Source organism: Nocardia pneumoniae NBRC 100136 (assembly GCF_000308755.1).
GTDB classification, from domain to species: domain Bacteria; phylum Actinomycetota; class Actinomycetes; order Mycobacteriales; family Mycobacteriaceae; genus Nocardia; species Nocardia pneumoniae.
Genome location: NZ_BAGF01000026.1, coordinates 43,290 through 57,689 on the forward strand (window position 1 = coordinate 43,290; position 14,400 = coordinate 57,689).

Genomic DNA, 14,400 nt, shown 5'->3' on the forward strand with positions numbered 1-14,400 from the left:
ACTAGCGTCGCCGCCATGTCACGACAGGACGAACGCGAGCGGGTGCGGCGGCGACTCGGCGACCTGACCGCCCGAGTCGGCGCGAATGCGATCGCGCCGGGCGGAGGCGGACAGCGATCGGCGCGGCATCGGGGCTTCTCCGACGATGCCGCGGGGACGAGTGAACCTCGGTCGGACGGCCGAGCGGACGGGGCGGGTAAGTGGGATCTCGAGCGGCTGCCCGCCGATCCGTCTCCCGGCCGAGCGGATGAGGATGATGTCGGCCGCGTGCGGTCGCCCGGTTGGCTGGAGGAACCGGCGGCCGGGCCGCGCTGGCGGGCTCGTCTTGTCCCGGAACGATTCCGGGTCATTCGGTTCGACCCGGGGCGTCGTGGTGTGCGCGTGCTCGCCTTGGCCGGGCTGGTCGCGATGGTGGTCGCCGGGGCGATCGTGTTCCGGGAGCGGCCCATCACCCAGCCGGTGCCACCGGTGCCGGTGATGCGGCAGACGGTCGCCGCGGGACCGTCCGGTCCGTCCGCCTCGGTAAGTGTGGTGGCGCCACCGGGTGCGCTGCCCGCCGACCCGGGCGGTTCCACAACCGAACTGGTCGTCAGCGTCGTCGGCCTCGTCCACCGCACCGGCCTGGTCCGGCTTCCGGTGGGATCGCGCGTCGCCGACGCCCTCGCCGCGGCGGGCGGGCCGAGCGACGGCGCCGACACCAGCGGCCTGAACCTGGCCCAGCGGCTGTCGGACGGCGACCAGGTGCTGGTCGGTCCGGTCGCGGCGAACCCGGGCCCGCAGCCGGGCAGCACCACGATCAGCGGAGGTGGTCGTCCCTCGTCCGGTTCCGCGGCCACGCCGGGCCGTCCATCGACCCGGGCGGGCAAGGTCGACCTCAACACGGCATCCGAATCCGAACTCGACGCCCTTCCCGGCGTCGGGCCCGTCACCGCGCGCGCCATCGTCGCCTGGCGTACGGCCAACGGGCGCTTCACTTCCGTCGAGCAACTCGGTGAGGTCGACGGGATCGGTCCGGCCCGCCTGGCCCGGTTGCGTGATCTGGTAACGGTATGAACGCCGGGCGCCGGGAGGAGGTAGCCCGAGAGGTAGAGGACACTGGAGCGGACGGCGAGGCTGGTGCGTTCCAGGTGCTCGACGCCCGGCTGCTGCCCGCCGCGCTGTGCTGTTGGGGCGCAACCATTGTGGCGCTGACGGCGGGCTGGGCGGCCGGGATCGCGGTGAGCGCGGCATCGGCGGTGTCGGCGATCGGGCTGTGGGGCCTGCTGTTGTGGGCCGTCGCGCACCGCAGTGAACGGTGGCGGGCCGTGGCGATGGTGGCGCTCGCCGCCGTGGTTCTCGGCGCGGGATTCGCGGCCGCGGCGGCGTGGCGGGAACATCGTGCTGCGACGCATCCGTTGCGCGCGGCATCGGGACAGTCTCTGCGCGTGGTGGTGACGCCGACAGGCGATCCGAAACGGTTGCGTGGCAAGCAATTGGACGACAATCAGCAGTGGGTCGTCCGGGCGGCTCTGCGGGAGTACCGGCGCGGCGGCACGACAGTGCGCGCCGGTGGTGCGGTGGTGGTCCTGGCCTCCGGGCCCGAGTGGGCGAAGGTAGCACCGGGCAGGCCGGTCGAGTTCCGGGCCCGGGTGGATCTGCCGAGTCGATCCGACCTCACCATCGTGGCGCTGAACGCGCAGGGTCGGCCGATCGTCGCCGGGCCGCTGCCCTGGTGGCAGCGGAGCGCGAACTCGGTGCGCGCCGACCTCGCGGCGTCGGCCGCCCGAGCGTTGTCGCCCGACGCCGCCGGTCTGTTGCCCGCGCTGGTCGTCGGCGATACCTCGGCACTGCCCGACCACGTTCGTGAGGACTTCGAGATCGCCGGCCTGCAACATCTCACAGTCGTCAGCGGCGCGAACTTCACGATCTTGCTTTCCGTCGTGTTGTTCGCCGTGCGCATGCTCACGCTCGGTCCCCGCGCGGCGGTGGCCGTGGCCGGTGCGGCGCTGCTCATGTTCGTGGTGATCGCGCGACCGGACCCGAGCGTGCTGCGCGCCGGTGCGATGGGCGCGATCACGCTACTCGCCGTACTCACCGGTCGTCGGAAACAAGCCTTACCCGCGCTGTGCGCGGCAATTATCGCGCTACTCGCCCTCTGGCCCGCCCTCGCCGTCAACGCAGGTTTCGCGCTGTCGGTGGTCGCGACCGGTGGTCTGATCCTGCTGGCACCCAGCTGGGCCGACTGGTTGCGCGCCGAAGGATGGTGGCGGATGCCCGCCGAGATCGTCGCGGTGTCGGCCGCGGCGTTCGTGGTCACGACGCCGATCATGATCGCGCTCACCGGAAAGCTCAGTCTGGTAGCGGTGCTGGCGAATGTGCTCGTGGCACCGGTCATCGCGCCGATCACCGTGATCGGCGCGAGTGGGGCGGCGCTGTCCTGCCTGTGGTCGCCGCTGGCCGACCTCTTCCTGCGCGGTGCGGCACCGCCGCTGTGGTGGTTGCTGTCGGTCGCCCGGCACGCGGCGGCCCTCCCCGGCGCTACCGCCACAGTGCCGGGCGGTCTCGCGGGCGGGCTGCTCGCGGCTGCTGCCGTCACGGTCGCTGTCGCGGCGGCGCGGGCACAGGCCGTGCGCCGGATCGCCGCCGCGGTCCTGTTCGGCATCGCGGCGGTCCTGATCCCGGTCCGACTCTGGCACCCCGGCTGGCCGCCGAACGGCTGGGTCATCGCGGCATGCGACGTCGGCCAAGGCGACGGCCTCGCCCTCGCGGTCGGTCCCGGCGCCGCAATCGTCATCGACGTGGGACCCGACCCACGCCCGCTCCGAACCTGCCTCGATCGCCTGCGCATCTCACGTATTCCGCTGCTGATCCTCACCCATCCCCACGCCGACCACATCGGCGGACTGAACGGCGCGCTCCACGACCGCACAGTCGACGCGATAGCCGTAGGCATCCACGAACTCGACGGCCTTCCCCAGCCCACCGCGCTCTCCCCACCGATTCCCGCGACAGCTGCCGGATGTGCGCCGATGAGTCCCCAGCCGAACGCAAACGCCTTGTCCCCCTGCGGCATACAGGCACGTGGCAGTGGGGGCCGATCCGGCGGGGAAGATCCGCGTGTCCCCGTCACCGGGCTGGCGCAGGTCGCCACCGTCGCGGGGCGCGCAGGAGTACCTCTACTGGAGTTGTCGGCCGGACACCTCTTGACTTTCGGGGCAGTCGAACTCGAGGTGCTGGCGCCTGCGGAGAACGGTCCACGGCCGATCCGGGGTGCCGAAACCGAGGACGCCAACGATCGTTCGGTGGTCGTGTCCGCTCGCACGCCCGCAGGCCGAATCCTGCTCACCGGGGACATCGAAGTCCCAGCGCAACGCGCCCTGATGCGCGCCGGAACCCCCATTCAAGCCGACATCCTCAAACTTCCACACCACGGATCCCGCACCACCACAAAAGAATTCCTCGAATCCGTGCGTCCCCGGCTCGTGCTGGTCAGCGTTGGCGCCGACAACACGTTCGGGCACCCCAACCCCGCCGTCCTCGCAGACCTCATCGCTCTCGGCGCGACGGTGGCCCGAACCGACCAGCACGGCGACATCGCGGTCCTGGGCGAGGGCGGGCGGCTGCGCATGACGAGTGCACGCGCGCGACCGGGGTAGGACGCGGGCGCGAGGAGCCGACGGCCGTGTCGGTAGGGGATCGTAGGATCAGGCCGTGAGCGAGCGCGAGGAGTGGACCGATACGGCAGTGCCCTCGGGCACGGCGGAGCCCGGCGCTGGGCGAGCGAACCGGAAACACAGTGCGCCCTCGCGCACGACGGGGCCGAGCGCCAGCGAGGCGCAGTCGTGAGCGAGCGTCCCGCGCCCGTGCACTTGGTGCTGGGGGAAGAAGAGCTGCTGATCGAGCGGGCGTTGGGTGCGGTGACGGCGCAGGTGCGTGCGTTGGCGCCGGATCCGGACGCGGTGCCGGTGGATCGATTGCGCGCGGGTGACGCGAGCACCGCGGAGCTGGCGGAACTGCTGAGTCCGTCGCTGTTCGCCGAGGATCGGGTGATCATTCTCGAGGCGGCGGCCGAGGCGGGGAAGGACGCGGTCGCGGTGATCACCGAGGCGGCGCAGACTCCGGCCGAGGGCGTGGTGCTGGTGGTGCTGCACTCCGGTGGCGGGCGAGCGAAGGCGCTCGCGCCCGCCCTGCAGAAGGCCGGAGCTGTGACGCACAACTGCGCCAAGCTGACCAAGGCCGCCGAGCGAGTCGAGTTCGTGCGCGGAGAGTTCCGCGCCGCCGGGGTGCGGGTGCCCGGTGAGGTGGTACAAGTCGTGCTGGAGGCCATTGGCTCGGATCTCCGCGAGCTGGCGGCGGCGTGCGCGCAGCTGGCGGCCGACACGGGTGGGAAGGTCGATGTCGCGGCTGTGCGCCGCTATTACTCGGGCAAGGCCGAAGTCTCCGGGTTCGACGTGGCCGAACTCGCCGTCGCGGGGGACCGCCCCGGTGCGATGGAGGCACTGCGCTGGGCGAACGATCGCGGCGTGCCGCATGTGCTGCTCGCCGACGCGCTCGCCGATTCGGTGCACACCATCGCGCGCGTCGGCTCCGCCGGGCGCGGCGACCCCTTCAAACTCGCCCAGCAGCTCGGCATGCCACCGTGGAAAGTGAAGAAAGCCCAAGCCCAGGCCCGTAGCTGGACCCCGGCCACCATCGGCTCGGCCCTTCAGGTGGTCGCCACCCTCAACGCCGACGTCAAGGGCGGCGCCGCCGACTCCGGCTACGCCTTGGAACACGCCCTCGGCCAGATCCTCGACCTGCACGGCGCTGGTTGAGTGCCGACACGACAAGGCGACCGCGTTGAAGCGCGCCTCGCCGAGGGTCGCCGGAGTCCAGTACTCGATATCGGCTCGGTCGAGGCAGGGCCACGTCGCGGCGTCGAACGGACCATCGAGTTCTGCCACGGTAAGCCCCGGCATCCTGGCTGATCGGCCAGTGCTGTCACCAGCTGGGGAGCATCTACGAAGGTCAGCGGACCCGACTCTCTGATGCCTTCGGCAGAATCGAATACTCGTGGCTCGGCAACCGCGAGCAATGTCGAGTCGCGTCGCCAGGTCATCGTCACACGATCGGCACCGTAGCCGATGACACCTCGAGGAAAATTCGATGTCACTTCGCCGGGTGAACGGAACTCGATCAGCCTGCCACGGGTTGCGCGCGCGGCTTCATAGCCCGCCTGGCGAAAGGCACGGAGTTCGGTCATTGCGGCGCTTGCACCAGCGCGGCGGTGATACGCCGCACCACCGGCAGCACCAAGAGCAGCGTCGGGAAGGCGATAGGCCACGACACGGCCCAGGAACGCAACCACATCCCGATCGCGAGGCCGTCGCTCATCAAGGTGCTGATCAAAGAGACGATGCAGGTCATCAAGATCGACAGCAGCATCGGCATGAGCACGCTGGTGTAGCGGGCGGGCAGTTTGCCGAAACTGGTGCGGGACTGGGGATTCGCGGAATTCATCGGTCGCTCCGTAAGTGTCTCGTCAGTCGACGACGCCGCCTGGTGGCGGGCCGGCGCGTTGGTTGACGTGAACGCTTACGGCGACGCGAGGTCGCGGCACCGAGCTTAAGCAGCCGCGTGCGGCGGTGCAAGTCCGGCTCGCACCGCCGCACGGGATCGAAGCTCAGTCGCGCCCTTCGATTTTCAGGTCGCCGAATGTGACGCTCTGGGTCATCGGGCGGGCCAGGAACTCGTGCGGGAAGCCGAGATCCACCGCACTCGCCTGCTCCAGGCGGGCGAGCTGAGCCGCGTCGAACTCGACGTCGAGCGCGCCGAGATTGTCCTCCAGCTGCGCCACGGTGCGGGCCCCGACGATCGGTGAGGTGACCGCGGGGTTGCGCAGCGTCCAGGCCAGCGCGACCCGAGAAGGCGTGGTGCCGATCTCGGCCGCGACCTGCTCGACCACATCGGCGATATCGAGTCCGCGTTCGGTGAGGGAGCCGTTGGCGGCGGCCACGTTCTTGCGGCTGCCCTCGGGCGAACCCTCCGCCGCGTGGCCCAGATCGGCACGGCTGTACTTGCCGGTGAGCACGCCGCTGCCCAGCGGCGACCACGGGATCACGCCGAGGCCCAATTCGCGGGCCATCGGGATGAGGTCGCGTTCGACGGTTCGTTCGATCAAGCTGTACTCGATCTGCAGCGCGATCAGTGGCGACCAGCCGCGCAGGTCGGCGATGGTCTGCATGCGGGCGACCTGCCAGGCGGGCGCATCGGAGATGCCGACGTAGAGCACCTTGCCGGAACGCACCAAATCGTCCATGCCGCGCAGGATTTCCTCGACGGGCGTCAGGAAGTCCCAGGCGTGCAGGTAGAGCAGGTCGATGTAGTCGGTGTTCAACCTGCGCAAGCTGGCCTCGACCGAGGCGACCATGCTCTTGCGGTGGTTGCCGCCGGAATTCGGGTCGCCGGGTCGGCGCAGCATGGTGTACTTGGTTGCCAGCACCAGGCTTTCGCGGTTGTCGGCGGTGAATTCGCCGAGCAGTTGCTCGGACGTGCCGTTGGTGTACTGATTGGCCGTGTCGATGAAGTTGCCACCCCGCTCGACGTAGGTGTCGAAGATCTTGCGGGCCTCGTCCCGGTCTGCGCCCCATCCCCAATCGGCGCCGAAGGTCATGGTCCCCAGGGACAGTGGAGATACCCGAAGACCCGAGCGGCCGAGCAGCCGATAGGTGTCGAGGGTGCGGGCTCCGGACATGTCGAGCTCCTTGTCGTTCGCGATGCCATGTTCGTCGAAAGACAGTCTTCCGCCGCGAACGGGGACGGATAAGGGAAGCTTCTTCCTGGGAAGGCCAGTCCTAGGCAGCCGTAGGATCGATGATGATGACTGGCACGGTGAACGCGACCCAGCACCGCGACCTCAGGCCCGGAGGCGGTAGCTTGCGTGACCACGCAGGGCCGGGGAGCGGTGCGGATTCGGCAGAGCACCGCGACCTCAGGCCCGGAGGCGGTAGCTTGCGTGACCACGCAGGGCCCGGGAGCGGTGCGGATTCGGCAGAGCACCGCGACCTCAGGCCCGGAGGCGGCAATGGCGCGGATCGGGTCCAGGAAATGGCGGCCTTTCTTCGGGCTCGGCGCGAGCGTCTTACCCCGGCCGATCTCGGATTGCCGCAGCGCAGGCAGGCGCGGCGGACGCCGGGGCTGCGCCGTGAAGAGGTCGCCGAACTGGCGGGTGTGAGCACCGACTACATCGTGCGACTGGAGCAGGGGCGTGGGCTGCGGCCGTCGCCGGAGGTGCTGAACGCGCTGGCGCAGGCGTTGCGGTTGACCGGTGACGAGCGCGCCTACCTGTTCGACCTGGCGCGACAGCGGCAGCCGGACAGCGGGAAGCCGAGCACGGTGCCCGCGCCCGCGCTGGCCATGCTGGTGCGGGATCTGTCGCCGCTGCCGGCGATGCTGGTGAACCACCGCTACGACATCCTGGCCTGGAACCGGGAGATGGCGCTGTTGATCACCGACTTCGCCGCTTTGCCGCCGCGGCAGCGCAACTCCATGTGGTTGTGCCTGATGGACCCGGGCATGCGGGAGTTCTACGTCGAGCGTGAGCGCATCATCCGCGAGGGCATCGCGGATCTGCGCGCGGCCTGGGCGGCGCACCCCGACGACGAGGCGCTGGCCGATCTGATCGCCGAGTTCACCGCACAGAGCGCCGAGTTCGCGCAGGCGTGGGCGCGCCACGACGTCCGGGTGCAGGGACGCGGGAAGAAACCGTTGCGGCACCCGGTGGTGGGTCCGCTGGTGGTCACCTACGAGGTGCTGATGCCCGTGCAGGATCCCGACCAGCGGATCATCATCTACCGTGCCGCGGACGAGGATTCCCAGGCGGCGCTGGATCGGCTCGCGGCCGCGGCGCACGAGGCATGACCGGATCTACTCCGCGGAGCTGAGCACCAGTTCCCCGTCGTCGTCCGCGTCCTCGTAGCGCCCCTCCCATTCCTCGTAGTCGGGGACGTCCTCGTCCCGCGTGACGATCCAGGCCAACGAGTAACCGCCTTCGTCGTCGGGAACGAGCACATTCTCGATCTTCAATCCGAATCCGAGCACCTCGGCCGCGCGGATCACGTCCGGCAGATCCTCGGCGCGGACGACCGTCTGATTGGCATACACGGTTACCATGCGCCGAATGGTAGCTGGAACCTCTGACATGGCGGGGGCCGATCCCGAAACCCCGGGAAGAAGGCCGGTGGGGCGGGGTGCGGGCACGACAAAAGCCGCCGTGGTCATCGGGGCCACGGCGGCTGCGTCTCAGCGTGGGGCGGTACCGGCGGGCGGTACCGGGTGAATCAGAGCTTGTTGAAGGCCAGCGCCAGCGCCGACTTCTTGTTGGCGGCCTGGTTGGCGTGGATGACGCCCTTCGAGGCGGCCTTGTCCAGCTTGCGGCTGGCGAACTGCAGGCGCTCGGCGGCCTGGTCCTTGTCGCCGGCGGCCGCGGCCTCGCGGAAGCTCCGGATGGCGGTGCGCAGCGCGGACTTGACCGACTGGTTGCGCTTGCGCGCCGCCTCGTTGGTGCGGATCCGCTTCATCTGGGACTTGATGTTGGCCACGCCTGTTTCCTCGTGTTCCTGTCTGGTGGTCTGTCCTGGGAAAAGTTCGTAAGCGCGCGAAACACCCGAACTGAACGGGTAACGCAGCGCCGAAGATCGAGAGTACCAGTCGCCGTCTGGCACACGAAATCGACACCAGGGAGGCCGGGTCGAATCATCGACAGAGGTGGCTCGACCCTTGCGAAATCGTTGTGCATATCGCGGCTCGCATTCAGACACCGCGCGAAGATCGCCGTGCGAGACACGCGGGTCGCGTAGCGTGTCGGAAGACCGGTACGGCTCGGGGCCGCACAATCACGCACCGAAGGTGCCGCGACCGGGACAACTGATTTCGTAAGCACATGGGTAACCGGGTACGCCCAGAACTCGAGCGGCACCCAACGCAGGACCTGTACGTAGGTCTCGTGCCACCTGACTTGTACGGCCTGAAGGTCCGGAGAGGCGGACGAGCACCCAACGCAGGACCTGAACGCAAATCCCCACGCACCCGACTGGTACGGCCTGAATACCCGGAGAGGCGGACGAGCACATGTCTCCAACGGCCCAGGAAGTCGTCGAAGAGGCTGTCGAGAACGAACCGATTCCCAACAGCAAGAAATGGGGCGCCGAAGCGCTCGGCACCTTCGTCCTGGTGACCGGCGGTGTCGGCACGGCGGTGCTGGCGGGGGAGAAGGTCGGTCCGCTGGGCGTCGCGCTGGCGTTCGGCTTGACGCTGATGTTCCTGGTCTACTCGATCGGGCCGATTTCGGGTTGTCACGTCAATCCGGCGGTCACGATCGGGCAGTTGCTGCTCGGCCGGATCGGCGCGGTGGTCGCGGGCGGCTACGTGATCGCGCAGCTGATCGGCGGCTTCCTGGCCGGTCTCGTGTTGTTCGCGCTGGCCAAGAACCTGCCGTCGTACGACCGCTCGATCGACGGCCTCGGCGCGAACGGGTGGGGCCGGCACAGCCCGGCGGCGGCGAGGGGGCCGCTCGGCGAGGTGGTCGTGCAGAACGGCTACGGGATGGCGGCCATGATCATCGTCGAGGTGATGTTGACCGCGTTGCTGGTCTTCGTGGTGCTGTCCTCGACCGACCAGATCTCCGACGTGCCGCTGGCCGGCCTGTCCATCGGTGTGACGCTGGCGGTCATCCACCTCGTGTCGATCCCGGTGGACAACACCTCGGTCAACCCGGCCCGCAGCCTGGCCGTGGCGCCCTACCAGGACGGCGCGATGGGACAGGTCTGGGCGTTCGTGGTGTTCCCCCTGATCGGCGGCGCGCTCGGCGCCCTGCTGTACGGCCTGCTGTACGGCCGGTCCCGCGAAATGATCTCCTGACCACCGCTGAAACCGGTCGCCGGATTGCCTTCAGCTCCAGTTGTATTCGGCGACGAGCCGGTGGGCGACCAGGTCGAAGGTCTTGCGTTCCAGGATCGCTCCCTCGCGGCGGATGCCCGCCTCGGGCACGTCGAGCACCCGGTCGAGCCGGACCCAGCTGGGGCGTCCATCGTGATCCCAGGACCCGCTGCCGATGCCGACCCAGTCGCGGTCGAACGCGCGTTCCGGATTCGACGACAGCATCAGGCCCAGCAGCGTGCGGCGGTCGCGACCCACCACGAGCACCGGCCGGTCCTTGCCGTTGCTCGGGTCCTCCTCGAACGGCACCCAGGTCCAGACGATCTCGCCGGGATCGGCACGCCCGTCCAACTGCGGTGAGTACACGATCTGCCGGGCCCGCTCGGCCGTCGGTACCGGAATCGACGCGGCGGGCCGCACCGAGACGCCAGCGGCCGTCCGCCGCGGCCCCAGCGTCCCCACCAGGCGCTCGACCAGCCTGGGGCCCTGCCGCTTGACGATCTTGGGCCCCTGCTCCGACGCGAGAAGGCCGATCTGCTTGCCGAGGGAGTTCCAACTTCGGGCCATCTCTGGAGGATAACGGCGCACCCCCGCGTTCTCACCCGCGCACGCAACACACTTGCCGTGTCGTTCGGACTCGACGGGCACCACGCCTCAGCCTTATTGCAGGCAACTGTCCAGCATCGAGAGCCATCGGTCGAGGTGCGGGCACTGGGCCCGCAGTGCGTCCACCCCGAGGTCGGCTATCGCGAGCGGGCCGTCGGTCGTCTTCGAATACTGCGGGCAATAGTTCAGAATCCGTTTGGACGGCGCGGTTTCAGGACCGTCGTTGACCAGTTCTGGCCCGCCTGCCGCCTGTACATCTTCCACCAGCCGTTCAGTGAGTCCGGGCAGAAGGTGACCGACCTGCTCGGCGGCGGCGAAGACCCAGGTTTCCATCTCATGCAGGATCAAGTGGGGCAGGAAGCGTGGGTCGGCGGAGCCGATGGCCAGGGACCGCTCCACATGCTGGACGCGATCATGCGGTGACAGCCCGGGAGGAATGTCGGCCATGCCCGGACTATCCGGTGGGAAGGCATAGAAATCGAACAGCGTGGAGAGCACCCGAAGACTCGAATCCCGCAGCAGCAGCTTGATCTCTCGTTCGATTTTGCTCCAACTACTCACGCCGCCACGGTGGTTGGGACCACCTGCGGGTCGTTTCGTCGTGACGATCGAGTGGGTGACCGTCCAGCCGCGTTCGGCGAGGTAGGGACCCAGGACATTGCTGACGACGATTTCTTCGCTTTGACCTTCCACGAGCAGGTGGAGGCGGTGATAGGTGGCCGTCATACTGGGCCGGATTCCTCCCTGACCGGTCGCCCGCCGAGCAGGTTCTTCTCCCACAGCTCGCCCAGTGAGTACTCCGCCAGCCATGCTTCCAAGATGGTGGCGTCGGGACGGGAGAAGGCCGATCCGCCGTCCTTGCGCTCCACCACGATCAAGTCATCGACGTCGAATCTGTTCATCAGCGTGACGGACTGGGTAGCGATCAGGACCTGGCTGCGGGTGGACGCTTGTCGGAGCAGATTCGCCAATTGCACGATGGCGAAAGGGTGCAGCCCCAGCTCGGGCTCGTCCAAGACGACGAGAGCGGGCAGATCCGGTTGCAGGAGGAGCGTCGCCAGACACACGAAGCGAAGCGTTCCGTCCGACATCTGGTTGGCCGAGAAAACCGTGTCCAGGCCTTGTTGCTGCCAGCGGAGGCGGATGCGATCGTGACTTTCCGGCTTCAGGACGAAATCCCGGAAGAAAGGCGCCACCAGCTGAATCGCGCCCACGATGCGGCGGTATGCGGCTTGGTCGGAGATTTCGCCGCTGGTCTGCAACCGGTACAGGTACGCGGCAAGGTTGCCTGCGTCCGGTCGTAGGCTCACGTTGTCTCCAGTTGGGACCATCCGTTTGACCGGAGCGTCGGCGCTCGTGTCGTGAAAGTGGTAGACCTTGCAGCCCTCCAGCAGTTCGAAGACGGACTTGGCGATACCAGCCTGCGGCCCGCCGGTTTCCGTAGAGAGCCGCGACTCGCGGTGTCCTCGGCCGAGGGACTTGCTGTAGGGCCGGTCGTATCCCTGCCCTCGGTAGTAGATGTTCTCGCGGTCGAAGATCAGTTCGTCATTCGCAGCCGGTACCAGGACGGCCTCGTAGGAGTTCGGTTCCGCGTCCAGCTCCAAACGAATCCGCGAGGACCCGTCTCCATCGGTGAGGAGCGCGGAAGCGCCGCCGTTCAGGCCGACGAAAAGATTCAGCTCGCCGTCGATGATGCGTCCGAGAAGGGCCAGCGCTTGGACGAAGTTGCTCTTTCCCGCGCCGTTTGCGCCGACCAGGATGTTGAGCTGCCCGAGTTCGACCGTCGCCGATCGGATCGACGTGAATCCCTCGATCTGAATTTTTTTCAGCGGTTGGCCGGGCATGGGCTCACTCTACGGTGCACCGCTGACATACCCGGGATCTGCTGAGCGGACCGTGCGGGGTGGCCATGGTCTGGGCCCGCAGACCACGATTCGGTGCACCGGCGGCGGAAGCTTCGCACTGCTCATGGGACGATGGGGGCAGTTTGCCGATACCCATGAGGAGTGGAGTGCCCGCCAGCTTCGCCGACACGACGTTCACCGATCCCGCCCGGATCCGGAACTTCTGCATCATCGCGCACATCGACCACGGCAAGTCGACGCTGGCCGACCGGATGCTGCAGCTGACCGGTGTGGTCGAGGAACGGCAGATGCGTGCGCAGTATCTGGACCGGATGGATATCGAGCGCGAACGCGGCATCACGATCAAGGCGCAGAACGTGCGGCTGCCGTGGACGCCGCGGACGGGCGAGCACGCGGGCACCGACTTCGTGCTGCACCTCATCGACACGCCTGGTCACGTCGACTTCACCTATGAGGTCTCGCGGGCGCTGGAGGCGTGTGAGGGCGCGATCCTGCTGGTCGACGCCGCGCAGGGCATCGAGGCGCAGACGCTGGCCAATCTGTACTTGGCGCTGGACAAGGATCTGACCATCATCCCGGTGCTGAACAAGATCGACCTGCCCGCCGCGGACCCGGAGCGTTACGCCGCCGAGCTGGCGCACATCGTCGGCTGCGAGCCCTCCGACGTGCTGCGCGTCTCCGGCAAGACCGGCGAGGGCGTGGCCGATCTGCTCGACCAGGTGATCACCCAGGTGCCGCCGCCGGTGGGCGACGCCGACGCGCCCGCCCGCGCGATGATCTTCGACTCGGTCTACGACACCTACCGCGGCGTGGTCACCTACGTCCGCGTGGTGGACGGCAAGCTGACCCCGCGCGAGAAGATCAAGATGATGTCCACCGGCGCCACCCACGAGCTGCTGGAGATCGGCATCGTGTCGCCGGAGCCGAAACCGACCCAGGGCCTCGGCGTCGGCGAGGTCGGCTATCTGATCACGGGCGTGAAGGACGTGCGCCAGTCCAAGGTGGGCGACACGGTGACGGGCGCGCGCGGTGGCGCCAGCGAGCCGCTCACCGGCTACCGCGAGCCGCGTCCGATGGTCTACTCCGGCCTGTACCCGGTGGACGGCTCCGATTACCCCGACCTCCGTGACGCGCTGGAGAAGCTGCAGCTCAACGACGCGGCGCTGACCTACACCCCGGAGACCTCGGTGGCGCTGGGGTTCGGCTTCCGCTGCGGCTTCCTCGGCCTGCTGCACATGGAGATCACCCGTGAGCGCCTGCAGCGCGAGTTCGACCTGGACCTGATCTCGACCGCGCCGAACGTGGTGTACCGGGTGGAGATGGAAGACGGCGCCGAGCACGTCGTGACCAATCCCTCGTACTGGCCGGAAGGCAAGGTGCGCAAGGTCTACGAACCGGTCGTGAAGTGCACCATCATCTCGCCGAGCGAGTTCATCGGCTCGATCATGGAACTGTGCCAGTCCCGCCGCGGCGAACTCGGCGGCATGGACTATCTGTCCGAGACCCGCGTCGAGCTGCGCTACACCATGCCGATGGCGGAGATCATCTTCGACTTCTTCGACTCGCTGAAGTCGCGCACCCGCGGCTACGCCAGCCTGGATTACGAGGAGGCGGGCGAGCAGGAATCGCAGCTGGTGAAGGTGGACATCCTGTTGCAGGGTGAGGCGGTGGACGCGTTCAGCGCGATCGTGCACAAGGATGCCGCCCAGGCCTACGGCCACAAGATGACCACCAAACTGCGCGAGCTGATTCCCCGCCAGCAGTTCGAGGTGCCGATCCAGGCCGCGATCGGCTCGAAGATCATCGCGCGGGAGAACATCAGGGCCATCCGCAAGGACGTGCTCGCGAAGTGCTACGGCGGTGACATCAGCCGCAAGCGCAAGCTGCTGGAGAAGCAGAAGGAAGGCAAGAAGCGGATGAAGACGATCGGCCGGGTCGACGTCCCGCAGGAAGCCTTCGTGGCCGCGCTGTCCTCCGACGCCGCCTCGGACAAGCCGAAGGACAAGAAGTAGGCGCGCGCCAGCGACGTTTTCGA

The 14,400-nt window shown here is 68.2% G+C and carries 13 protein-coding genes; 6 read left to right on the forward strand and 7 right to left on the reverse strand.

All coding sequences use genetic code 11. The features are described from left to right. The first annotated feature begins 15 nt into the window (after positions 1-15). The 3 genes from ON34_RS07080 to holA all read left to right on the forward strand — a co-directional run bounded on the left by ON34_RS07080 (position 16) and on the right by holA (position 4,793). Positions 16-1,053 carry a ComEA family DNA-binding protein gene (locus tag ON34_RS07080; RefSeq protein ID WP_040775858.1) on the forward strand — a complete coding sequence of 346 codons (1,038 nt, stop codon included), beginning with the start codon at positions 16-18 and terminating at the stop codon, positions 1,051-1,053. Then, a complete protein-coding gene (locus ON34_RS07085) occupies positions 1,050-3,635 on the forward strand; it encodes a ComEC/Rec2 family competence protein (protein WP_051022226.1) in 2,586 nt (861 codons plus the stop codon). Before ON34_RS07080 ends, ON34_RS07085 begins: the two co-directional genes overlap by 4 nt. Before the next feature lie 186 nt (positions 3,636-3,821). After that, positions 3,822-4,793 (forward strand): DNA polymerase III subunit delta, encoded by a 972-nt coding sequence (gene holA, locus ON34_RS07090; protein ID WP_040775940.1) that lies wholly within the window; start codon positions 3,822-3,824, stop codon positions 4,791-4,793. Between the two features lie 424 nt (positions 4,794-5,217). On the opposite strand, the gene ON34_RS07095 is transcribed toward holA, so the two are convergent. After that, entirely contained in the window at positions 5,218-5,478 is a 261-nt protein-coding gene (locus ON34_RS07095) for a DUF2798 domain-containing protein (RefSeq protein WP_040775860.1), read from the reverse strand. A 163-nt stretch (positions 5,479-5,641) separates the two neighbouring features. After that, on the reverse strand, positions 5,642-6,712 hold the full coding sequence (locus tag ON34_RS07100; protein ID WP_040775862.1) for an aldo/keto reductase: 1,071 nt from the start codon (positions 6,710-6,712) through the stop codon (positions 5,642-5,644). Between the two features lie 353 nt (positions 6,713-7,065). On the opposite strand from ON34_RS07100, the gene ON34_RS07105 reads away from it, so the two are divergent. Further along, entirely contained in the window at positions 7,066-7,878 is an 813-nt protein-coding gene (locus ON34_RS07105) for a helix-turn-helix transcriptional regulator (protein ID WP_040775864.1), read from the forward strand. Between the two features lie 6 nt (positions 7,879-7,884). On the opposite strand, the gene ON34_RS07110 is transcribed toward ON34_RS07105, so the two are convergent. Together ON34_RS07110 and rpsT are read right to left on the reverse strand one after the other, a co-directional pair. Further along, a complete protein-coding gene (locus ON34_RS07110) occupies positions 7,885-8,130 on the reverse strand; it encodes a hypothetical protein (protein ID WP_040775866.1) in 246 nt (81 codons plus the stop codon). Positions 8,131-8,297: 167 nt separating this feature from the next. Next, the gene (gene rpsT / locus ON34_RS07115) at positions 8,298-8,558 is read right to left on the reverse strand and encodes a 30S ribosomal protein S20 (protein WP_040775943.1); all 261 of its coding nucleotides are present in this window, start codon (positions 8,556-8,558) and stop codon (positions 8,298-8,300) included. A gap of 529 nt (positions 8,559-9,087) precedes the next feature. Here rpsT and ON34_RS07120 point away from each other — a divergent pair. Then, complete coding sequence (locus ON34_RS07120) at positions 9,088-9,876, forward strand: aquaporin (RefSeq protein ID WP_040775868.1); 789 nt, start codon at positions 9,088-9,090, stop codon at positions 9,874-9,876. 30 nt (positions 9,877-9,906) lie between these two features. On the opposite strand, the gene ON34_RS07125 is transcribed toward ON34_RS07120, so the two are convergent. The 3 genes from ON34_RS07125 to ON34_RS07135 form a co-directional block, all read right to left on the reverse strand. Further along, positions 9,907-10,461 carry a type II toxin-antitoxin system PemK/MazF family toxin gene (locus ON34_RS07125; protein ID WP_040775870.1) on the reverse strand — a complete coding sequence of 185 codons (555 nt, stop codon included), beginning with the start codon at positions 10,459-10,461 and terminating at the stop codon, positions 9,907-9,909. A gap of 93 nt (positions 10,462-10,554) precedes the next feature. Continuing rightward, a complete protein-coding gene (locus ON34_RS07130; protein ID WP_040775871.1) occupies positions 10,555-11,226 on the reverse strand; it encodes a DUF4276 family protein in 672 nt (223 codons plus the stop codon). Beyond that, positions 11,223-12,344 (reverse strand): AAA family ATPase, encoded by a 1,122-nt coding sequence (locus ON34_RS07135; RefSeq protein WP_040775874.1) that lies wholly within the window; start codon positions 12,342-12,344, stop codon positions 11,223-11,225. The genes ON34_RS07130 and ON34_RS07135 overlap by 4 nt, the downstream gene beginning before the upstream one ends. 155 nt (positions 12,345-12,499) lie before the next feature. Here ON34_RS07135 and lepA point away from each other — a divergent pair, with 155 nt between their 5' ends. Then, positions 12,500-14,377, forward strand: coding sequence for a translation elongation factor 4 (gene lepA / locus ON34_RS07140; protein ID WP_040775876.1), 1,878 nt, complete (start codon positions 12,500-12,502; stop codon positions 14,375-14,377). Positions 14,378-14,400: the final 23 nt, after the last annotated feature.

Coding starts and splice junctions, on each gene's coding strand:
- ON34_RS07080 (WP_040775858.1), top strand. CDS start 16: ATGTCACGACAGGACGAACGCGAGCGGGTGCGGCGGCGACTCGGCGAC.
- lepA (WP_040775876.1), top strand. CDS start 12,500: ATGAGGAGTGGAGTGCCCGCCAGCTTCGCCGACACGACGTTCACCGAT.
- ON34_RS07085 (WP_051022226.1), top strand. CDS start 1,050: ATGAACGCCGGGCGCCGGGAGGAGGTAGCCCGAGAGGTAGAGGACACT.
- ON34_RS07125 (WP_040775870.1), bottom strand. CDS start 10,461: ATGGCCCGAAGTTGGAACTCCCTCGGCAAGCAGATCGGCCTTCTCGCG.
- ON34_RS07120 (WP_040775868.1), top strand. CDS start 9,088: ATGTCTCCAACGGCCCAGGAAGTCGTCGAAGAGGCTGTCGAGAACGAA.
- ON34_RS07105 (WP_040775864.1), top strand. CDS start 7,066: ATGGCGGCCTTTCTTCGGGCTCGGCGCGAGCGTCTTACCCCGGCCGAT.
- ON34_RS07095 (WP_040775860.1), bottom strand. CDS start 5,478: ATGAATTCCGCGAATCCCCAGTCCCGCACCAGTTTCGGCAAACTGCCC.
- ON34_RS07110 (WP_040775866.1), bottom strand. CDS start 8,130: ATGGTAACCGTGTATGCCAATCAGACGGTCGTCCGCGCCGAGGATCTG.
- ON34_RS07130 (WP_040775871.1), bottom strand. CDS start 11,226: ATGACGGCCACCTATCACCGCCTCCACCTGCTCGTGGAAGGTCAAAGC.
- ON34_RS07135 (WP_040775874.1), bottom strand. CDS start 12,344: ATGCCCGGCCAACCGCTGAAAAAAATTCAGATCGAGGGATTCACGTCG.
- ON34_RS07100 (WP_040775862.1), bottom strand. CDS start 6,712: ATGTCCGGAGCCCGCACCCTCGACACCTATCGGCTGCTCGGCCGCTCG.